Consider the following 21,636-nt stretch of genomic DNA (forward strand, 5'->3'; position numbering starts at 1 on the left):
GTCGAGAAACGGGGTGCGCGCCCGTTTCTCGACGCTCCGCCCGTTTTTCGGCGGCTGGGCCGGTGGTGGTGTGCAGAAGGCCGACACCAATGTTCCATATGGTGGATTTTCTTTGACCGGCTGATGGGACCGGGAAAGTATGTGAGGACAGTGCTCGTTCCGCAGAGCCCGGTACCCGAAGGAGTGTCCATGTCCTCACCTGCGATCATCGGCTGGTCCCACGGCAAGTTCGGCCGGTCCGAATCACCGCTGCCCCAGATGATGGCCGACGTCGCCCGCGATGCCATCGCCGAGGCGGGACTGGAACCGGCCGACATCGACGTCATCCACGTCGGCGTCTTCAACAACGGACTCTCTCGCCAAGGATTCGAAGCCGCCCTGCCGGGCACCGTGTTCCCCGAACTCGCCCGCACGCCCGCCCACCGGCACGAGAACGCCTGCGCCACGGGATCTGCCGCGATCTTCGCCGCCCACGACTCCATCGCCGCCGGCCGCCACAAGACGGCCCTGGTCATCGGTGCCGAACGCATGACTCAGGCCTCCGGTCACGACGTCAATGAGGTGCTGCTCAGCGCCAGCTTCCGGGAAGAGGAAGAGCACTTCAAATCTTTCGCCGGAGTCTTCGGCGAGATCGCCCGCCAGTACTTCGCCCGCTACGGCGACCACTCGGAGGCACTGGCGAAGATCGCCGCGAAGAACCACGCGAACGGATCGCAGAATCCTCTGGCGCATATGCAGAAGGACCTCGGCTTCGACTTCTGCAACACCGTGAGCGAGAAGAACCCGTACGTCGCCGAACCCCTGCGCCGCACCGACTGCTCGATGGTCTCCGACGGAGCCGCGGCGCTGGTCCTGGCCGCCGAGGATGTCGCCGCCTCCGCGCCGCAGGCCGTGACGTGGAGGGGCATGGGCAACGCCAACGACGTCCTGCCGCTGTCCCAGCGCGACCCGCTCGAGATGGCGGGAGCCCGCGCGGCCATGAACCAGGCGCTCACGGCCGCCGGCATCGGCATCGACGACCTCGACTTCCTCGAGACCCACGACTGCTTCACCATCGCCGAACTCCTCGAATACGAAGCCTTCGGCCTCGCCGCCCCCGGTCAGGGACGCACCCTGCTCGACGACGGCACCACCGAGATCGGCGGTCGTCTGCCCGTCAACCCCTCCGGCGGACTCAAGTCCAAGGGCCACCCCATCGGCGCGACCGGTGTATCCATGCACGCCCTGGCCGCCGCTCAGCTGACCGGTCGGTCACCCGGCATCCAGATCGAGTCCCCGGAACTCGCCGGAGTCTTCAACATGGGCGGTGCCGCCGTGTCGAACTTCGCCTCCGTCCTCGAGCGCGTCCGCTGATGCGCGCCGTCTCCCAGACCTCCCCGGCCAAGGACTTCACGCCCACACCTCGGCGCGGGGTCAACGTCTCCCACTTCCTCACCCAGACCGCCCGACGTCTGCCCGACCGCCTCGCCGTCGTCGACGACGATCACGGGCTGCGGTGGACCTGGGCCGAACTCGACGCCCGCGCCGAGGCGCTCGCCGCCGCCCTCCAAGCCGGTGGCGTGGATCGTCGCGACACCGTCCTCCTCGTCTCGGCCAACCACGCCGAGGTGATCCAGTCGTTCTGGGGGATTCTGCGCTCCGGCGGGGTCATCGCCCCACCGAACGCGGCCCTGTCGACCGAGGAGCTGCTCGGCATCAGCGCCGAGGTGGCCCCCGCGGCCGTCATCGCCGACCGCGCCCACTCCGACTTCGTCACGGCCCTCGAAGGCACGGGCTTCACCGGCCCCGTCTTCTGGATCGGGGACCTGCCCACCGGCGCCGAGGCGGCCGGAACCACGGGGACCGCACCGGCCGAAGGAGCCGCACCGGCCGAGGCCGTCGACTCGACCGTCGATGAGGACGACCCCTGCTGGTACTTCTTCACCTCCGGGTCGACCGGCCGACCCAAGGCCGCGACGTTCACGCACCGCCACCTCGGCGCGGTGCTCATGAATCACCGCTGCGACCTCTTTCCCAATGAGGACGAGACGGGAGCCTCGCTCGTGCTCGCGCCGCTGTCGCACGGGGCGGGCATCCATATGCTCGGGCAGGTCTTCGGCGGCACCCCGTCGGTCATCCACCCCGGCGGCAAGCCCAGCGTGGAGTCCCTGTGGCCGGCCATCGACGCCTACGGGATCACGAACGCCTTCACCGTGCCGACCATCCTCAACCGCATCGTCGCCGGCTTTCCCGACGGACGCGGACCCGAGGACCACACCCTCGAGCGGGTCATCTACGCAGGTGCCCCGATGCTCGCGACCGACCAGGCCCGGGCGCTCGAGCGGCTCGGACCCTGCCTCGTCCAGTACTTCGGACTCGCAGAGGTGACCGGAGCGATCACGATCCTCCGTCCCGAGGATCACGGAGTCATCCCCGTCGACGACGCCGGCATCGGCACCTGCGGCCGTGCCCGCACCGGAGTCGAGATCGTCATCGTCGACGAGACCGGCACGCATCTGCCCACCGGTGTTCAGGGCGAAGTCTGCGTGGCCGGACCGACCGTGTGCGCAGGCTACCTCGGTCGCCCCGATGCCAATGCCGAATCCTTCGCCGGCGGACTCTTCCACACCGGCGACGTCGGCTACCTCGACGACCGCGGGTACCTGTTCCTCACCGGCCGCAAATCCGATATGTACATCTCCGGCGGATCGAACGTCTACCCCCGCGAGATCGAGGAGCTCCTCCTCACCGACGCCGAGGTGGCCCAGGCCGTCGTCGTCGGCGTGCCCGACCCGCAGTGGGGCGAGATCGGCGTGGCCGTCATCGAACGCGCGAAGGCGCCGGCCGGTGCCGATGCTGGTCCCGGCGGCGGCGACCGGGCCGATGCCGCGAATACGAGCAGCATCGCCGACTTGGCCGAGCGGCTGACCGCGCTGTGCAAGTCGGGGCTCGCCGCGTACAAGGTGCCCAAGGAGATCCACGTCGTCGAGACGATGCCGGTGACGGCCTACGGCAAACTCGCGCGCAAGGAACTCAAAGCCGAATACTCACAGGGACGGGGCAGCGCACGATGAGCACAACAGGCACGGCAGTCGTGTCAGGGCCGGCAGGTAGGTTAGTCGGCACGACGATCATGGCCATCGGTTGCGGCACTCCGGACGGGGAGGTGAACAACGGCTTCGCTGCGGCCATCGGATTCCTTCGCGAGGGGGCGAAGGTCTGCATCGTCGACCGTGACCCAGGTGCGCTTGACGAAGCGACACGGGCCCTCGCCGAGGCGGCCGCCCGGGCCGACTCGAACGGGGCGGATCTCACCGGGCGGTGCCACCTCGGTGGGGTTGATCTCGACGCTCAACTGACCACGGTCGTCGCCGATGTCGGCGACGAGGACTCGCTGGCGGCGGCGTTCGCGCATTGCGCCGACCGCCTCGGCGGGCCGACCGTGCTCCATTACAACGTCGGCATCGTCGTCAACGGAGGAGTCGACGACCTCGCCACCGATGGCTTCCGCCGAGCCCTCGACATCAACCTCACCGGGGCGTTCTCCGCGATCAAGCATGCCCTGCCGCATATGCGCGCGGCCGGGCACGGGTCGATCATCACGGTGTCCTCGGTCGGCGGGATGCGCTATATGGGCTATGACTACCCGGCGTATGCGGCGTCGAAGGCCGGGCTCATCGAACTGACGAAGGTCGTCGGCGCGCAGTACGCCTCCGAAGGCATCCGCGCGAACTCGATCGCTCCGGGGCTCATCGAGACCCCGCTCATCCATCGTTCGATCTCGGGTCACTACGACTCGGTCGAGGAGATGCTCGCCGCCCGGCACGCGCAGTCACCGACCGGGAAGATGGGCCGGCCCGACGACGTCGCCGACCTCGCGGTGTTCCTCGCATCACGCGAATCGGCTTACATCAACTCCACGCTCATCCCCGTCGACGGGGGACTGACCCATTACGCGGGGATGCCGAAACGATGACGCGGACGGTGCGTACGGACGGCGGCGACCGCCTCGGCGAGGGAATCCACCGTCACCGCGGTCGGGGCCCGGCCCCGCTGAACTCAACGACAGTGAGATAACGGAAACAAAGGAGGCAATGGTGCCGAGAACACGGACGACGAGGACGATGCTCGTCTGGTCCGCCGTACTGATGGTGTGCGCCCTGCTGCTGGCGGGGTGCGGAACGAACTTCGGCACCACCGACGACGGCAAGCAGCGCTACCGCTGGAAGATGACGGTGACGACGGGCTCGACGAGCACGTGGTACCTCGCGGCGGAGAAGCTGGCGAAGGACCTCGAGGACGAGACCGACGGTCGGATCACGATGAAGATCTTCACGAGCGAACGACTCTCCGCCGGCGAACCCACCGCCGGGGTCGAACAGCTCATGGACGGTGCGAAGGACTTCTCGTACAACTCGCCGATCATCTACGCCGGCGTCGACCCGCGCTTCGGCGCCGTCACCGCGCCCTTCGTCTTCGACTCCGTCGAGGACGGACAGGAGGCACTCGCCGGTGCCGGCGGGCAGGTGTACAAGGACTACCTCGCCGAACGGGGCGTGCACCTGCTCGGCTTCGGCGAATCCGGGATGCGGCAGCTGACGAACTCGCACCGGCCCATCCACGCCCCCGAGGACATGCGGGGTATGAAGTTCCGCATCCCCGGCTTCGGCATGTACACCGACCTCTACCGGCAGATCGGCGCGAATCCGACGACGATGCCCTTCAGCGAGGTCTTCACCGCGCTGCAGCAGGGTGCCATCGATGGGCAGGAGAACCCGATCGACGTCATCTACTCGGCGAACCTGCAGGAGGTCCAGCCGTACCTGACGCTGTGGAACTACTCGTACGACCCGCTCATCCTCGGCGTCAACAAGGATCTCTTCGACTCCCTGACGCCCGAGGATCAGAAGCTTGTGACCCGGCTGGCCGGTGATGCGAACGCGTTCCAGATCAAGAAGAACCGGGACGGTGAGTCCGAGCTCATCGACAAACTCAAGGAATCCGGTATGGAGGTCAACGAACTCAGCGACGAGGAGAAAGACGCCTTCCGCGCGAAGCTGGGTCCGATCTACAGCGAATACCGCAAGGTCTGGGGACCGGACATGGCCCAGGCGTTCATCCCGAAAGGACTGTGAGATGAGAGTCATCAGATTCTTCGAGGACTGGGTCGTCATCGCCGCGTTCATGGTGATCGTGATCGTCACCTTCGTCAACGTCCTCTCCCGCTACATCTTCAAGGCCTCGCTGGCCTTCTCGGAGGAGATCACCATCAACCTCCTCGTCGTGCTCACGATGATGGGAGCCGTCGTCGGGATCCGCCTCGGCGCGCATCTCGGGTTCACCTACCTCGTCGAGAATACGAAGGCAGGGACCCGCCGCGCCCTGCTCTTCACCGGCACCGGACTCATCGTCGTCTTCCTCGCCGTCCTCCTCATCTGGGGCGGGGAGATGACGATCGCGCAGGGGGTGCGCGGCCGGGCGACCCCATCGCTGGGCATCCCGCAGTGGCTGTTCACCCTGTCCATCCCCTTGGCCGGTCTGCTCGGAATCATCCGCAGCATCCAGGCCCTGCGGACAGCTCTGGGCGAGGACACCTCCGCCGAGGCGGTCGTCGACAGGCTTGCCGGTGAGGCGACCCCGACCGTCGATTCGTCCGAATTCTCAGCCGATGTCAAGGGAGGCCGGAAATGATCGCGCTTCTGCTCTTCGGCAGCTTCTTCCTCTTCCTCGGCCTCGGGATCCCCGTCGCCTTCGCCCTCGGCCTGTCCGCCGTCGTCACCCTCGTGACCACCGACGGTTTCCAGGTCCTCGACGTCGTGCCTTCGGTGATGTTCCCGTCGATGAGTTCGGGCACGCTGCTGGCGATCCCGTTCTTCATCCTCGCCGGCATCGTCATGCAGTACACGGGCATCTCGCAGCGGCTCGTCGACCTCGCGTTCCTCATCTTCGGACGCCTGCGCCACGGCCTGGCCGCGGTGACGATCATCTCCGCGTTCTTCTTCTCCGCGATCTCCGGATCGGGGCCGGCCACCGTGGCCGCGATCGGTGCGATCCTCATCCCCGCGCTCGTGCGCAACGGGTACCAGAAGAAGCATGCGGTCTCCCTCGTCGCGGCCTCCGGGTCGATGGGCATCGTCGTGCCCCCGTCGATCGCGTTCATCATCTTCGCCGTCGTCGCCGCCGAGTTCGGGTCGATCTCGATCTCCCGGCTGTTCATCGCCGGCATCGTGCCCGGCATCATCATGGCGCTCGCGTTCTTCATCGCGGCCCTGTTCGTCCCGCGGGTGCGTGAGCTCGCCGGTCTGCCGGTGAGGGCCAAGACCGGCGCCGAGGCGGGGGCCGGGTCGACGTCGTCCGCGGGGGGTTCTGATTCCGCCGGCAGCGGCGGTTCGGGTGACGGTGCGGCAGGCGATTCTGCGGCAGTGGGGAAGACTCAGCTGCTGACGACGAACGGGAAGGCCGCCTCGGCGAGTTCCGGTTCGTCCGGATCGGGCGTCGGAACCGTCGATCCGACTGTCACGGCCCATCACGACGGCGGGTTCGGCGAGTTCATGTCCGCGCTGATCAAGGCGATTCCCGGGCTGCTCATCCCGGTGATCATCCTCGGCGGGATCTACGGGGGAATCTTCACGCCCACCGAGGCGGGAGCCGTCGCATCCGTGTACGCGCTCGTCGTCGGGGTGTTCGTCTACCGGGAGCTGACCTGGAAGGACATGCCGAAGGTATTCCTCGAGTCCGGGGTCTCGACCGCGGTCATCATGTTCATCGTCGGCGTGGCCAGCCTCTTCTCCTATGTCATCACCGTCGAGGGGGTGGCCGACCGGATCTCGACGGCGGTGCTGGGAGTGACGGACAACAAGTACCTCATCCTCGCGGCGATCACGATCATCCTGCTCATCGTCGGGGCCTTCGTCGACGCGATCAGCGCGTTCTACCTGTTCATCCCGATCCTCGTGCCGATCCTCATCGGCGTGGGCGTGGACATGACGACGATCGGTGTGTTCATGACCGTCAACCTCGCCATCGGCCTGTTCACCCCGCCGGTCGGGCTCAACCTGTATGTGGGCGCGGGCATCGGGAAGATCAAGCTCGAGGAGGTCGCGCGCGGAATCATGCCGTTCCTCATCTGCGCGATCATCGCTCTGCTGCTCATCACCTACATCCCGGCGATCTCGAACTGGCTGCCCGACCTGCTCGGGGTCGGATAGTTCGGGCTGCCTGCTGTCGGGGTCGGCGCCTGCGGGCGTCGGCCTCGGCCGGCGGGCCGGGCCATTCGGTCGGGCCGGGAATCTCACGTCTCACTCACCTCTGTCGAAGGAGAATCATGGAACCGTATCTGCTCACGAACAAGACGGCCTTGGTCACCGGTGCCGCGCAGGGCATCGGCCTGGCCATCGCCAGCGCGCTGGCCAGGCGGGGTGCCTCGGTCGGGATCGTCGACCTCAAAGGCGCGGAGGAGGCCGCGGCCGGGCTGGCTTCGGAGTACCCGGATCAGCGATTCGCGGCGTTCTCCCTCGATGTCCGCGACGCCGACGAGGTGACTGCCGCGGTGGGGTCGTTCGTGTCGACCTTCGGGGGTCTCGACATCCTCGTCAACAATGCGGGCACGGCCGCACGCATCGGCATCGATGAGATCACCGCTGAACAGTGGCAGCGCGATATCGAGACCAACCTCGGTGGGACGTTCAACTTCATCAAGGCCGCCGTCCACCCGCACATGTGGGAGGCCGGGAGCGGGTCGATCATCAACATCTCGTCGATCTCGGGCATCAACGGGGGAGCGGTCTCCGACGGGGAGGCCGGTGCCCGCTCGGGGCCGGCGTATGCGGCGAGCAAGGGCGGGATCATCGCCCTGACGAAATGGGTGGCCAAGGAGTACGGACGCCGGGGCATCCGCTGCAATTCGGTGGCTCCCGGCCCGGTCGAGTCCGCGCTCACCGTCGGGCAGACCTATGACACCTCGGGTCAGGCGCTCGACCGCATGGGTCAGCCGGATGAGATCGCCCAGGCGGTCGCCTACCTCGCCACAGACGGTGCCGCGTTCACGACGGGACAGATCCTGCGCGTCGACGGCGGGGCCGTGATGTCGTGAGTCGCTGACGTTGTCGGTCGCTGGAGCAGTCAGTCGGTGCGGCGGACGAAGAGTTCGAAGGTCACCGCCACCGGGTTGGCTCCGGATTCGAGGGTGCCGAAGCTGACTTCTCCGGCGACGTCGACGACCTCGCCGAAGAGGGTGACCTGCGGGGTCTCGCTCGCGGCATCGGTGACGGTTCCGCTCAGGTGGGTGAACTCGACGGCCGGCCATGGGGCACTGTCGCCTGTGAACACGGCTCCGGTCGTGCTGCCGAGGCTCGCTGTCACCTCGGCGGAGTCGAAGCCGGCGGTCCGGCAGACGGCGAGGACCGCCTCGTCGAGGATCTCACTGGGACGGATGCGGGAGACGACGGCATCGGCGGGCCGGGCCGCCTCGGCGAGATCGGGCGCGGTTGATGCTGACGCGGTGGCGTGTGCCGGTGTGACCGGGTGCGGCGCGAATGCGGAGAACCCGGTCTCGGGATCGACGTCGCTGATCAGTCGCGCGTCGTCGAGGGCGAAGAGTCGGATGGTCAGCCCGTTGGGGCCCGCGGTCGTGCCTGGTAGCAGGTGGCCGCCCTTGGTTTCGCCGTCCACATTGGTCCACGATGCATGGACGTGACAGAAGGGGGAGTCGTCGCGCCAACCGATCGTGGCCGATGCATGACGCAGTCGGGTGGGGACATCGATGGTGAACGCCTCGGTGAAGGACATCGGGTGCTCGGCGTCGGGACCATGGGCGGGGTGGACGTAGTCGATGTGCCCGAGTTCCCCTGCGACGAACTCGGCCATAATGCCGGGAACGGAGAAGTCGGTCAGTGACTGCTCGAGGGCGGCAAAGAGGTCGGTGCCCTCGGGGAGTTCGAGGACGTGCTCGGTGCAGCGGGTCGGGACGGGGACGATGCGGGGGCTCTGTCGCGGGCCCGCGTGGACGACCGCCGTTCCCGGCGCTTTGAGTGGGAAGGTCGGCTGTTGAAGTGCTGTCGTCTCGGCTCCATTGCTCATGGCTCGATTATCGTCGGCGGCCAGCGTCGATGTCGCCGAGAATCCATGTGGTGGAACGTGAGGTTCCACAGCCCTTGAGGAATCAGAGGCTGTTCTGCAGGGCCTCCACGACAAGGTCGAGGCCGTGGGACTCGCGGCGCGGATCAGCTTCGAGGACCTGGATGTAGCGTGATTCGATATCCGGGTCGATGATCGGGACAGCTGTGCAGCCGACCGCATCGAGATTCGTCGGAATGGTCCGTCCCGCCATCATGGCGATCATCGACGTTCCCACGAGCGAGCGCAGCATGAGCACCGGGCACGTGGCCTCAAGTGACGGGGAGAAGACCTGCCCCTGCGCTCGCACGGCCTGCTCGATGCGCATCCTCGCCGTGTTCCCTGCGGGCAGGGTGCCGACGGGATAGTCGATCATGTCTCTGATGAAGAGGCTGGAACGGTCGGCCAGCGGGTGGTCCTCGTCGAGGATTGCGAAGTTCGCCGCTTCGACCTCGGCGACTCTGCGTACTCCGGGCAGAGTCCCGAACTCCTGGCTCGAGACCGAGAAGTTCACGCACAGATCGGCCTGTCGATTCCGCAGCACCTGCAGAGCCTCGACCGAGCCTCGGTCGATGATGCTGACCTGAACTCGGTCCGTTGTCCGCATGAGCCGGTTGATGGCATCGGCCACCACGGTCTGCCCCAACCCGGTGCTCGTCACGATCGAGACCGTTTCGACGGCGCCGGAGTACTCGCCGAATGAGTCGGCGAGCAGTTCCGACTCGGCGATGGTCCGGCGAGCGAAATCGGCGACGGCCAGGCATTGAGCGGTGGGAATGACGCCGGAGCTCGTCCTCTCGAACAGCTGTGTGCCGTAATGCTCTTCCAGATTCCTGATCTGACGGCTGGCGGTCGAGTGGGAGATGAAGATCGACCTCGCGGCCAGGTGGATCGACCCGTATTCGACGACGGCGAGCAGAGTGGTGAGACTGCGGAGATCGGTCATCGTGGTCGTCCTTCGGGCCGGGTGCGAGACCAGCGTACGTCGGTGGTGCAGCAAACGCACCACCTCGGTGCGGGAATCGCACCCGGGTGTGGACGGATCCGGCTGTCGCCGAGCCTGCTCCTCGGCGAGGCTGGCAGTCATGAACACAGAGAACACCGGCCGCGAGGCTGCGGCACAATCCGCCGAGACCCGAACCGACCTGGCCCGACGTGCCGGTGCATTCGTCCGCAGCACGGACTTCATCGACCGTCTCTCCCGCCGGGTCGCGCGCCGCACCGAAAGCCAGGCTCCCGGGGGCGGGCCGGCAGCGATGGCCTACCTCAGCGAGGAGATCGTCCCGGAACTCGCTGAACTCGGTTTCTCCTCGACCATCCACGACAACCCGGAATCGGATGAGCATCCGCTGCTCATCGCCACCCGCGTCGAGGACGAGCGGCTGCCGACGGTGCTGCTCTACGGCCACGCCGATGTGCAGTTCGCCCACGATTCGCAGTGGGCCGAAGGGCTCGACCCCTGGGTGCTCACCCGTGACGGTGATCGCCTGTACGGTCGCGGCACCGCCGACAACAAGGGACAGCACAGCGTGAACACGGCGGCACTGCGGACCGTGCTCGCCGGTCTCGGCGGGACGGGCTCAGTCGCCGAGGCGACGCTCGGCTACAACGTCACGGTCCTCCTCGAGACCGCCGAAGAGGCAGGATCCATGGGCCTGCGCTCGTTTGCGGCCGCACATGCCGCTGACCTCTCGGCCGAGCTCTTCCTCGCCTCCGACGGTCCGCGGATCGCCGCCGAGGTGCCCACGCTCTTCCTCGGCTCCCGCGGCGCCCTGAACTTCCGGCTCATCGCCCACGAACGCGACGGCGACCATCACTCGGGAAACTGGGGCGGTCGTCTGCGGAACCCGGCCACGGTCATCGCCGCCGCAATCAATGCGCTGGTCGATGGCCACGGCGTCATCCGGATCCCGGCTCTGCGCCCCGACGCTCCTCCCGCCTCGGTGATCGACGCGGTGGCGAAGCTTCCCGACATCGTCGAGGAGGGGGCGCCGGAGACCGATCCGAGCTGGGGCGAGCCCGGTCTGAGTCCCGCCGAACGGGTCTTCGCCTTCAATGTCCTCGAGGTCCTCGCTCTCGATGCCGGGGATCCGGCTCAGGTCGTCAACGCGATCCCCGGCACCGCCTCGGCGAGCATGCAGCTGCGCTACGTCGTCGGCACGGATGTCAGCGACTTCGAGAACCGGGTCCGAATCTTCCTCGAAGAACAAGGGATCCACGGGGTCGCGGTCGAGTTCGAACACTGCATGCCGGCCACACGTCTGGACCCGGGAGCACGAGTCGTCACGGCGGCGGCGGAATCGATCCGTAAGACGACCGGACTTGAGGCCGCCGTCGAGCCGAACCTCGGGGGAACGATTCCGAACGATGTCTTCGCCGAGGTGCTCGGACTGCCGACCGTCTGGGTGCCGCATTCCTACCCGGGCTGCAATCAGCACGCACCCGATGAACATGCCCTGGTGTCGATCCTCGAGCAGGGGGCGGAGATCATGACGGGAATGTTCTGGGACATGCATATGCGTCCGGACGACTGGTTCTCCTCGAAATGACCCCACCTGCTGTCGGAGGCCCCGTGTCGCCGCCAACCAGCCCGTCCCACCACCACACTGCAGGCAAAGGAGCCCAATCATGACAGAAGCGCTGTCGACGCAGAATACCGCTGAGAACAAGCCGGTGAGATCGTGGAAGGTCATCACCGCGGCCTCGATCGGCAATGCCCTCGAGTGGTACGACATCTCGGTGTATGCGTACTTCTCCGTCTACATCTCTGTGGCGTTCTTCCCCTCCGAGAGCCATGCCGTCTCGGTGATGCTTGCCCTGGGCACATTCGCGCTGTCCTTCTTCATCCGCCCGGTCGGGGCAATCGTGCTCGGCAGCTTTGCCGACCGGAAGGGGCGCAAACCGGCACTGACGCTGACGATCTGGCTGATGTTCGCAGGCACCCTGATGATCGTGCTCATGCCGCCGGCACATGTCATCGGACTGGCCGCGCCGCTTCTCATTCTGCTCGCCCGGCTCATTCAGGGATTCGCCGCAGGAGGCGAATTCGGGTCGGCGACCTCACTCATGGTCGAACACCTGCCTGACCGCCGCGGCTTCGCGGCCAGTTGGCAGTTCACCTCGCAGGCGATGTCGACGATCCTCGCCTCCATCATCGGTGTGGCCGTGACGACGACGCTGTCTCAAGAGCAGCTTGAGACCTGGGGGTTCCGTCTGCCCTTCATCGTCGGGCTCCTCGTCGGTCCGGTCGGGCTCTACATTCGTCGGCATGTGCCCGAATCTCCTGCCTTCGCCGCTGCCCGAGCCGAGAAGCCCAAGGAAGCAGCGGCCATCGGAGGTGTGCTGCGACATCACAAATTGGCCGTGGTTTTGGCGATCGGCGCGATCGCTGTCTCGACCTGTCTGAACTACTTCATTACGTATGTGCCGACCTATGCAGTCGACAACCTCGGGATGAACAGCTCCGCAGGGTTCTGGGCGACCCTGGTGTCCGGGCTCGTGCTGTTCTTCTGCACTCCGGTCGCCGGCTACTTCTGCGACAGGCTCGGACGGCTGACCTTCATGATTCCCGCGGCGCTCGCCGTCATGGTCCTCACCTGGGTGTTGTTCACCTGGGTCGTCGCGGCCAATGCGCTGTCGGTGCTCATCATCGTCGTCATCATCTTCTCGATCCTCAAGGCCGCCTATTACGGGCCGCTGGCCAGCGTCATGGGTGACATCTTCCCCACCGAGGTGCGGGGGACGGGATTGTCCTTGGGCTACAACGTCGGCGTGGCAATCTTCGGAGGACTGACCCCGCTGGTGGCGGCCTGGCTCATCGGCATCACCGGTGACGCGAAGGCCCCGGCCTATTGGGTGCTGCTCGCCGGAGCGCTGAGCGTGACGGCGATCCTCGTGGTGTGGAAGAAGCTCGGCGTGCGCTGACGCTCAGGGTATGGGTGCCGACGTGAGATCGGGGCCGTGGTCGATTGCGACCGCGGCCCCGACCGGGCGAATACGGAACTCAGGCGTTCGCGGCAACGGCGGCGGCCGCCTCGGCGCGGGTTCGTCTCTTCTTCTCAGCGAGGTGGCCGATCACGGCTGCGGCGGCGATCATGACGGCGACGAGGGCGATGCCGATCCACTGATTGAGCATGAGCGTGGCGGCACCGGCCAGAGCGCCGATGAGGATGAGGACGACGGCCAGTGCCCGGCGGATCCAGCGGACATTGTCACCGCCGGCCAGGCTCGAATCGGCGGCGAGGCCGACGATCGTCGAGGTCACGACCACGGTGGTGACGTCGGCGATCTTCATCTTCCGTGCGGCCGCGGCCTGCGCACCCATGAGCGCGGACAGGGCTGAGGTGAAGATCGTGCCGGCCAGGCCGATCTCGGGGTCGGGGACGACCGCGACGTAGACGGACAATGCGGCACAGCCGACGGCAACGCTGGAGAAGATCACGGTCGTCCGGTGGTGCCAATTCTCGCCGATGTCGCCGAGGATGCGCCCGGACAGTGCCGCGCCGATCATGAAGAACACGAGCGCGAGGGCGGGACGGAGGACGGGGACGCCGTCGGCGCCGGCGAGACCCATGCCGAGGATGACGACGTTGCCGGTCATGTTGCCCGTGAAGACCTTGTCGAAGCCGAGGTAGCCGATGGCATCGACCATGCCGGTCGAGAAGGTCAGCAACAGCAGCATGGCCAGGTCGAGGCGACGAGTCATGAGGGTCCTTTCGGGGCGGGAGGTTCGACTGGAGCAAGTGCTGAATGTGTAGAGAGAAGTGCGTCGGTTGATTCCCACATCTCGAAACTTTCACGTTTTTTGTATGCAAAAGGTTAATTTCACTATAGATTGTATGCAACAAATCACCAAGATCCGAGACCACGAGGGAGTGCGAGTGAAAATTCGGATAAGCGCGGCGCTTGTCGGCGCTGTACTGTTGGCGGGATGCGTTCCTGTGCAGCCGCTAGAGGACCCGCCGGATCGGACTGATGTGAAGTCGGTGCATGCTGATGCGTCAGACTTCGAAGACGGTGGCAATCTTGTCATGGCCCTGTCATCTGAGCCGGATCGGCTCGACCCGACTTCATCGTCATCTCTGTACACGCGCTATGTAATGCAGACCATGTGTCAGAAGCTTTATGACATCGATGAAAACGGCGAGATAGTGCCGATGCTTGCGACGGAACTACCCACTATCTCCAAAGATGGCAAAACCGTCAGAATTCCAGTCAAGCGAGGCGTGAAGTTCGCTGACGGAACCGATTTCGACGCTGACGCGGTCAAGACCACGATCGAGCGCGGACTTAACCTCGAGGCTTCTTCACGTGCGGCCGAGCTCGGACCGATTTCATCAATTGAAGCTGCCGATGATCACACGGTTGAAGTCACCTTCGACAAACCTTTCGCACCCTTCACCGCCGCCTTGGCTGATAGGGCAGGCATGATCATGTCGCCGACAGCACTGGAAAAACAGGGCGAAGACTTCGGTGATCACCCAGTCTGCGTCGGACCGTTCAAGTTCGAGAAGAGGATCGCTCAGACATCGATCAAGGTCATCAAAGATCCCAATTACTATGACGCGGACTCGATCCACTTGGATTCGATTACCTACCAGATCATGACCGACGCGAATATCCGTGCCGCGAATATCCGCTCGGGAGACGTGCAAGTCGCCGACACGATCTCGCCACAAGATGTCGATGCGCTGGACGCTGAATCTGGGATCGGCCTCCTGCAGTCGAACTCGCTGGGTTACCAGGGACTGACTGTCAACATGGGATTCGGAGACGAGAAGGAGAACTATTCCGGTCCTCTCGGTCAGAAACCGGAAGTGCGCAGAGCTCTGTCGATGGCGATCGATCGGAAGGCTCTGGTCAACACTGTCTTCAACGGTTGGTTCTCTCCTGCCTGTTCTGGCATCGCCCCTGACAGTCCGTTTGCGACTGAGGCCAGCAATGGCTGCGTCGACTACGACCCGGAGGGTGCTAAGAAGATCCTCAAGGACGCCGGGGTCGAACTCCCACTCGAAGTGAATATGAAAGTCTCGAATACCCAGGACACCCTCCGTTTCGCTCAGGCCATCCAGGCTGCGACGAAGGAAGCCGGATTCAATATCAAGGTACAGCCGGTGGAATACACCGCGCTGCTCGACGCCCAAGACCGCGGAGACTACGAGATGCTCCAGTTGGGTTGGTCAGGACGAGTCGATCCGCACGGAAACCTGTATTCATTCCACTTCCCAGGTGCCGCCAATAACGTCACGGGAATCGACGATGTTCAGATCAATGATTTGCTGACCAAGGCAAGCGAAGAAACCGACGAGAAGAAGCGTGCAGAGCTGTACGGAAAGGCGTCTGAGCGGATGAGAGAAACAAACTCGATCATCTACCTCTACCGGCAGAAGAACCTCACCGCCTTTACCGAAGATGTCGCGGGAATTCAGGTCTTCTCAGACGGTGTGGTCCACCTTTCGGAAGCTGGCTTCTTGAAGAACGGAGGCCGGAAGTGACTCGTTTTGTCCTCACCAAGATCTTTCATGCGATCATCACCTTCGTGCTCTCCGGGATCGTTATCTTCTTCGGAGTCAGAATGCTGCCTGGCGACCCGGCCTTGGCCATGGCCGGTGAAGAGGCGACGCCGGAGCGTCTCGAAGCCATCCGCAGCGACCTTGGGCTCGATGAGCCGATGCTGATGCAATTCATCAAGTTCATCGGATCTGCCGTCACCGGCGACCTCGGCGACTCGACGAGAACCGGGCTACCGGTTACCAACATGATCGCCACGACTTTGCCGGTCACGCTGTGGCTCGCACTCTACGCGATCGTCGTAGCCGTGGTTGTCGGCGTTGCGCTCGGCATGATCGCGGAGCGGTTCCGCGGTCATTGGCCCGAATTCGGCAGTAACTTCATTGCCCTGCTCGGACTCTCCGTGCCCAACTTCTGGCTGGGACTGTTGGCAATCCTCGGTTTGGCAGTGGGCCTCGGCTGGTTCCCGGCCTCAGGGTATGTCGATATCTTCTCGGAGCCGATCAAGGGCATCTACTATCTGACCTTGCCAGCCGTAATCCTGGGAACCAGCCTTGCAGCTGTCATCACTCGTCAGACGCGAGCCTCGATGATCGAGACCATGGGCACCGACTATGTTCGAATGGCTCGAGCGAAAGGACTCTCGCGTCCGCGGGTTCTCTTCCGTTACGGTCTGCGCAACTCGCTGATCGTGCTGGTCACCATCGTCGGACTTCAGCTGGGCGGACTGATCTCTGGAGCTGTCGTCACTGAGCGGATATTCGCTCTTCCCGGACTCGGCAAGCTAACTCTTGACGCTGTGTTCTCCCGCGACTATCCCGTGATCCAAGCAGTCGTTCTGGTGATCACCGTGTCCTACATTCTCATCAACTTGGCCGTAGACATCCTCTATTCGGTCATCAACCCACAGATTCGCGTAAGTGAGGATGCCTCATGAGCACACCACTTGTCACCAACACGAACAAGCAGACTCAAGGTTTGGATCCCGAGTTCCACGCGTCGTCCAACCGGGCACTCTGGTTGATCAGATCGATCATCTCGACCCCCTCGGGGCTCGTCGGTGCGATCATGGTCGCCATAGTCGTTCTGATCGGCGTCTTCGCCCCACTGATTGCCCCATACGGATTCGCGCAGACGAATTTCGAAGTTCCGTTCCAGGTGCCTGGGACAGTTGGCTATGTGTTCGGCACAGACGACCTGGGGCGTGACATTCTGTCGCGACTCGCATTCGGGGTTCGAGCGTCCCTCCAGGTGGGGCTTCTGGCAGTGCTATTGGCAGTAGTCGTCGGCGCTCCTCTGGGCCTGTTGGCAGGGTATTTCCGCGGATTCGACGCAGTCATCTCGCGTCTGACAGACGTCACGCTTGCGTTCCCCTTCCTCATCATCGCCGTCGGACTGGCGGCCATCTCTGGACCAAGCCTGTCCAATGCTGCGATTGCGCTGGGCATCTCGCAGGTGCCAACGATGATCAGAGTCGTCAGAGGCGAGACCATGCGCTTGAAGTCAGCCGACTTCGTCAAAGCAGCGATCGCAACCGATGCTTCAAAGACTCGAATTCTGGGTATGCACATTCTGCCCAATGCCGCTTCTGCGATCATCGTTCAGGCAACAGTCATTCTTCCCACTGCAGTCATCGGAGAGTCGATCCTGTCGTTCCTCGGCCTCGGCATCCAGCCGCCTTCACCCAGCCTCGGCATCATGCTGTCGGATGCTCAGCAGTACATCTTCCGCGCACCATCGACCGCGATGTTCCCGGGTCTGGCAATTCTCTTCATCTGTCTTGCCTTCAATCTCTTCGGCGATGCCCTGCGCGACTCCCTCGACCCCAATTCCAAGAAAGGACACTGACTTGTCATTCACCACACCCCCCGAGTTCACGACCAGACCTACTCTTGAAGGTCATTTCGGCATGGCCGCGTCAACACATTGGTTGGCGACCGCGGCTTCGCAGGCAGTCCTTGAAAGAGGAGGCAACGCTTTCGACGCTGCAGTGGCAGGAGCCTTTCTGCTGCATGTTGTCGAGCCGCATCTCAACGGGCCCGCCGGCGACATGACCGGTGTCTTTGCAACAGCAGAGGAGCCGTCCGCTCCGAAGATCATGATGGGGCAGGGCCCAGCTCCGGCTGCAGCCAGCATCGAGCACTTCCGGAGCGAAGGTCTTGACATGGTCCCCGGTGCGGGGGCACTTGCCGCAGCTGTCCCAGGGGCGGTCGATTCGTGGCTCAACCTTCTCGAACACCACGGTACCTGGGACCTGGCCGACGTTCTCGAATTCGCGATCGACTATGCAGACAACGGTCATCCCGTACTTGCTCGAACAGTCGGGACCATCGAAAAGGTCAGGGAGCTCTTCATCGAGCATTGGCCGACGTCTGCTGCGCAGTGGATGCCAGACGGTGAAGTTCCGAACGCTGGCGATCTGATCTTCAACCACGCGTATGCCGATGTCCTGCGTCGCCTGATCTCTGCTGGGGATGACGCTGAAACTCGAGAGGAGAGGATTCAGGCAGCTCGACGTGAATGGAAGACAGGGTTCGTGGCTGAAGCGATCACCGAGTTCATCAAAGCACCGCACCGGCATTCGACCGGCACTGACCATGCAGGGGTCATGACCCTGGAAGACATCGCTTCCTTCGATGCCCATTTTGAGGAGCCGGTGACAATCGACTTCCGAGGGTATCAGGTAGCCAAAATCGCGGCCTGGGGCCAGGGCCCTGTGCTGCTGCAGACTCTGAAGATCCTCGAGAGCTTCGACGACGACCGTCTCGATCCCTCGACCGAACTGGGTGCCCACACAATCCTCGAAGCGCTCAAACTTGCGATGGCCGACAGGGACACCTACTACGGCGACAACGATGTGGACCTTGAGTGGCTCCTCAGCGAGGAGTATGCGGCTCAGCGCCGCGAGCTCATCGGCTCGACTGCATCGCACGATTTCCGTCCCGGCACTGACCGCGCAGGAGTCGCACCCACGTTCCTGCCTCCGTTGACCTTGGAAGGGGCGGATAGAGAAGCCTTGATCAAGGCGGGCATCGGCGAACCGACCGTGCAGAAGAACGGTGTGAACAACGGAGACACCTGCCATATCGACGTTGTTGACCGTTGGGGAAATATTATCTCCGCTACCCCGTCCGGAGGTTGGATTCAGTCTTCCCCGACAATCCCCGAACTTGGGTTCTGTCTCGGCACGCGTCTGCAGATGATGTGGTTGGATGAATCGGCTCCGTCGGCGCTGAATCCGGGCAAGCGTCCCAGGACGACACTGACGCCAACCTTGATCTCAAAGGACGGTGAGCCGATCGTCGCCCTCGGATCTCCGGGAGGTGATCAACAGGAACAGTGGCAGCTGCTGTTGATTCTGAGGATGCTCGTCGGCGGTTATGCGGCGCAGGAAGCAATTGACGCCCCAGCTCTGCATACGACCGCGTTGGCGGGTTCCTTCTGGCCCCGTACGTGGGTGCCGGGAGGAGCGGTCGTTGAGGACCGCCTCGGCGATGATGTCATCAACGGACTCATCTCACGTGGACACGAAGTGACCCGTGCCGGGGATTGGGACCTTGGGCGTCTGTCATGTGTGACTCGCGATCCGAGGACGGGCCGACTGACGGCGGGAGCCAACCCACGCGGTGCTCAGGGCTACGCGGCGGGCAGGTGAGACGGATGGTCGAAGAATTCGTGCTTGAAGTGTCGGGACTCGAAGTCTCCTACGAGTCCCCGGTGCTCCACGACGTCAATTTCACCCTGGAACCCGGCGAACGTCTGGCGCTGGTCGGCCAGTCCGGATCGGGTAAGTCGACATCCATCGGGGCCATCTTGGGGCTGCTGCCTGGTGCCGGAAAGGTCAGCAGCGGATCAGTGAAGTACCGCGGAGAAGAACTTGTCGGCGCAAGCCGTCAGCGAATGCAGGCGCTGCGGGGGCGATCGATTGCTCTTGTTCCGCAGGACCCGATGGCCAGCCTCAACCCGAGCATGCGAGTCGGAGATCAGATCGGCGATGCGCTCCGTACATACGGGATGACGAATTCGTCGGAGGTCACAAAACGCGTCATCGAACTCATGACTGACGCTGGGATCCCCGACCCAGAGAATCGGCGGAGGTCGTACCCGCACGAATTCTCTGGCGGGATGAGGCAGCGTGTGCTCATCGCCATAGCCTTGGCCGGAGACCCAGATCTGATCATCGCGGACGAGCCGACTTCGGCTCTCGACGTGACAGTGCAGAAGCAGATTCTTGATCACCTGCAGGAGTTGGTGACCGAACGCGGACTGTCTCTCCTGTTCGTTACTCACGACCTTGGGGTGGCGGGGGAGCGGACAGACACGATTCTCGTCATGCATCAGGGGTCCGTCGTGGAGCGCGGCGCCCCCGAGCAGGTCTTGGGCAACCCGCAACATGAGTACACTCAGTCACTTGTCAAAGCCGCGCCGAGTCTGGTGGTGGAGAGCGCCGTTGAAACGGCAGATGCTGTCGAATCTGACAGTGACGAGAAAGCCATGGACTTGGTTTTGGAAGTCAATGATCTGCACAAGGTCTACAAGCTTCGAGGGCGCGGCCGAGAAGTTCATGCTCTGCGTGGAGTGAGTCTGTCAGCGCGGCGTGGAAAGACCACCGCGGTGATCGGTGAATCCGGATCAGGAAAGTCGACGATCGCGAAGATCGTATTGGGGCTGGAGAAAGCGACGAGTGGGGAGGTACTCGCTGGCGGCAGAAATGTTGACGCGACCACTCGTTCTGAGCGCAGCATCCTGCGACGATTCAGCCAACCGGTATTCCAGGATCCCTTCTCCTCCCTGAACCCGATGTGGAGCGTCGAGCGAATCATTCGGGAGCCTCTTGATGTGTTCAAGATCGGCAATCGTGCTGATCGGTCGAAGAAGGTTGCAGATGTCCTTGACCAGGTGGCTCTAACGAAGACAATGCTTGAGCGGCGCCCGTCCGAACTCTCGGGCGGTCAACGTCAGAGGATAGCCATTGCGCGCGCACTGATCAGTGAGCCTGAGCTCCTGATCTGTGATGAAGCAGTGTCTGCGCTCGACGTGCTGGTCCAGGAGCAGATCCTTGATCTGCTGCGGAATCTGCAGAACGACTTGGACGTCAGCTGCCTGTTCATCACTCACGATCTTGCAGTAGTTGCGAACTTGGCAGACGATGTTGTTGTGATGAAAAGCGGAGAGATCGTCGAGTCGGGCACCACACAAGATGTGATTGAGAGGCCTCAGGCCGAATATACGCAGCGGCTACTCGCCGCTGTACCTGGTTTCGGTCTGCTCAATGTCTGATTCCGCTCCAACACTTTCGCTCTCACCGGACAGCGGCAGCGTCGGCGCCCGGATCCGAGCCGACATCATCGGTGGGCGGCTCGAGCCGGGAGCCAAACTGCGTGAAGCTGCGCTGGCTGAGAAGTACGAGGTGTCTCGGATTCCGATTCGGGAGGCTCTGCGCTCGCTCGAAGCGGAGGGGCTGGTCGAGTCGCGGAAGTACAGTGGCTCGGTCGTCGCTCCGTCGCCGGTCGAGGATGCTGAGGATCTGTTCGAGATTCGCATCGTGCTCGAGGCGGCGACGGCCAAACGCGCGGCCCGGCGGGCGGCGGCGCTCAATGCCAGCGATGTTCCTGACCTGAAGTGGAGGGAGCAGCGCAAAGAGATCAACGACATTCTCGGGGCCGGTGACATTGTTATCGAGCAGGAACGGTTCGAGGATCTCGCGGTGCTGAACATGCGATTCCACTTCGCGATCGCTGAGCTCAGTGGGAGTCTGTCGTTTGTCAGTCTGCTGCGGCAGATCTCGGGCAAGATCGAATGGCTGTATTCGCTTAACGTGACTCGACGAGGACCGCAGGCGTGGCCCGAGCATCGTGAAATCATCGCGGCTATCGACGCGGGTCAAGTCGAGCGGGCAGCCGAAGTGATGGCCCGGCACGTGCGCCGCAGCCGCGACTCCTACTTCGCCATGATGTCCGATCCTTCCCGCTAGAACTACCTGACGGCGGCTGAGCAACCTGGCGCCAGGTTGCTCAGCCGCCGTCACGTAGT

18 protein-coding genes are annotated in these 21,636 nt (G+C 63.8%); 15 read left to right on the forward strand and 3 right to left on the reverse strand.

Annotated features, from left to right (window positions below; all coding sequences use genetic code 11):
* Window positions 1–189 precede the first annotated feature (189 nt).
* The 7 genes from HF684_RS00980 (at window position 190) to HF684_RS01010 (ending at window position 8,071) form a co-directional block, all read left to right on the forward strand.
* Window positions 190–1,353, forward strand: a complete 1,164-nt coding sequence (locus HF684_RS00980) for a thiolase domain-containing protein (RefSeq protein ID WP_169250940.1) — start codon at window positions 190–192, stop codon at window positions 1,351–1,353.
* Window positions 1,353–3,053 carry an AMP-binding protein gene (locus HF684_RS00985; protein ID WP_169250941.1) on the forward strand — a complete coding sequence of 567 codons (1,701 nt, stop codon included), beginning with the start codon at window positions 1,353–1,355 and terminating at the stop codon, window positions 3,051–3,053. Before HF684_RS00980 ends, HF684_RS00985 begins: the two co-directional genes overlap by 1 nt.
* Window positions 3,050–3,955, forward strand: coding sequence for an SDR family oxidoreductase (locus HF684_RS00990; protein ID WP_211168037.1), 906 nt, complete (start codon window positions 3,050–3,052; stop codon window positions 3,953–3,955). Before HF684_RS00985 ends, HF684_RS00990 begins: the two co-directional genes overlap by 4 nt.
* Window positions 3,956–4,073: 118 nt before the next feature.
* The gene (locus HF684_RS00995; RefSeq protein WP_248279061.1) at window positions 4,074–5,114 is read left to right on the forward strand and encodes a DctP family TRAP transporter solute-binding subunit; all 1,041 of its coding nucleotides are present in this window, start codon (window positions 4,074–4,076) and stop codon (window positions 5,112–5,114) included.
* Between the two features lies 1 nt (window position 5,115).
* Window positions 5,116–5,670 carry a TRAP transporter small permease gene (locus HF684_RS01000; protein ID WP_169250942.1) on the forward strand — a complete coding sequence of 185 codons (555 nt, stop codon included), beginning with the start codon at window positions 5,116–5,118 and terminating at the stop codon, window positions 5,668–5,670.
* Window positions 5,667–7,187 (forward strand): TRAP transporter large permease, encoded by a 1,521-nt coding sequence (locus HF684_RS01005; protein ID WP_169250943.1) that lies wholly within the window; start codon window positions 5,667–5,669, stop codon window positions 7,185–7,187. Before HF684_RS01000 ends, HF684_RS01005 begins: the two co-directional genes overlap by 4 nt.
* A 116-nt stretch (window positions 7,188–7,303) precedes the next feature.
* Complete coding sequence (locus tag HF684_RS01010) at window positions 7,304–8,071, forward strand: SDR family NAD(P)-dependent oxidoreductase (RefSeq protein ID WP_169250944.1); 768 nt, start codon at window positions 7,304–7,306, stop codon at window positions 8,069–8,071.
* A gap of 29 nt (window positions 8,072–8,100) precedes the next feature.
* Here the strand turns inward: HF684_RS01010 and HF684_RS01015 are convergent, their stop codons facing one another.
* Window positions 8,101–9,057: a DUF296 domain-containing protein gene (locus HF684_RS01015; protein WP_169250945.1), complete on the reverse strand. Its 957-nt coding sequence runs from the start codon at window positions 9,055–9,057 to the stop codon at window positions 8,101–8,103.
* Window positions 9,058–9,139: 82 nt separating this feature from the next.
* Window positions 9,140–10,039, reverse strand: coding sequence for a LysR family transcriptional regulator (locus HF684_RS01020; protein ID WP_169250946.1), 900 nt, complete (start codon window positions 10,037–10,039; stop codon window positions 9,140–9,142).
* Window positions 10,040–10,178: 139 nt separating this feature from the next.
* On the opposite strand from HF684_RS01020, the gene HF684_RS01025 reads away from it, so the two are divergent.
* Window positions 10,179–11,642, forward strand: a complete 1,464-nt coding sequence (locus HF684_RS01025) for a M20/M25/M40 family metallo-hydrolase (RefSeq protein ID WP_169250947.1) — start codon at window positions 10,179–10,181, stop codon at window positions 11,640–11,642.
* Window positions 11,643–11,721: 79 nt separating this feature from the next.
* Window positions 11,722–13,017 carry an MFS transporter gene (locus HF684_RS01030; RefSeq protein ID WP_169250948.1) on the forward strand — a complete coding sequence of 432 codons (1,296 nt, stop codon included), beginning with the start codon at window positions 11,722–11,724 and terminating at the stop codon, window positions 13,015–13,017.
* Window positions 13,018–13,096: 79 nt separating this feature from the next.
* On the opposite strand, the gene HF684_RS01035 is transcribed toward HF684_RS01030, so the two are convergent.
* Entirely contained in the window at window positions 13,097–13,798 is a 702-nt protein-coding gene (locus tag HF684_RS01035) for a YoaK family protein (protein ID WP_169250949.1), read from the reverse strand.
* Between the two features lie 133 nt (window positions 13,799–13,931).
* On the opposite strand from HF684_RS01035, the gene HF684_RS01040 reads away from it, so the two are divergent.
* From HF684_RS01040 to HF684_RS01065, 6 genes are read left to right on the forward strand one after another with little or no spacing between them, the layout of a single operon-like run.
* A complete protein-coding gene (locus HF684_RS01040; protein WP_248279062.1) occupies window positions 13,932–15,587 on the forward strand; it encodes an ABC transporter substrate-binding protein in 1,656 nt (551 codons plus the stop codon).
* Window positions 15,584–16,540 (forward strand): ABC transporter permease, encoded by a 957-nt coding sequence (locus HF684_RS01045; protein WP_169250950.1) that lies wholly within the window; start codon window positions 15,584–15,586, stop codon window positions 16,538–16,540. The genes HF684_RS01040 and HF684_RS01045 overlap by 4 nt, the downstream gene beginning before the upstream one ends.
* Window positions 16,537–17,451, forward strand: coding sequence for an ABC transporter permease (locus HF684_RS01050; RefSeq protein ID WP_169250951.1), 915 nt, complete (start codon window positions 16,537–16,539; stop codon window positions 17,449–17,451). The genes HF684_RS01045 and HF684_RS01050 overlap by 4 nt, the downstream gene beginning before the upstream one ends.
* Before the next feature lies 1 nt (window position 17,452).
* Window positions 17,453–19,258, forward strand: a complete 1,806-nt coding sequence (locus tag HF684_RS01055; protein WP_169250952.1) for a gamma-glutamyltransferase — start codon at window positions 17,453–17,455, stop codon at window positions 19,256–19,258.
* A gap of 5 nt (window positions 19,259–19,263) precedes the next feature.
* On the forward strand, window positions 19,264–20,883 hold the full coding sequence (locus tag HF684_RS01060) for an ABC transporter ATP-binding protein (protein WP_169250953.1): 1,620 nt from the start codon (window positions 19,264–19,266) through the stop codon (window positions 20,881–20,883).
* A complete protein-coding gene (locus HF684_RS01065; protein ID WP_169250954.1) occupies window positions 20,876–21,577 on the forward strand; it encodes a GntR family transcriptional regulator in 702 nt (233 codons plus the stop codon). Before HF684_RS01060 ends, HF684_RS01065 begins: the two co-directional genes overlap by 8 nt.
* Window positions 21,578–21,636 lie beyond the last annotated feature (59 nt).

It is taken from the genome of Brevibacterium sp. 'Marine' (assembly GCF_012844365.1).
Taxonomy (GTDB): Bacteria; Actinomycetota; Actinomycetes; order Actinomycetales; family Brevibacteriaceae; genus Brevibacterium.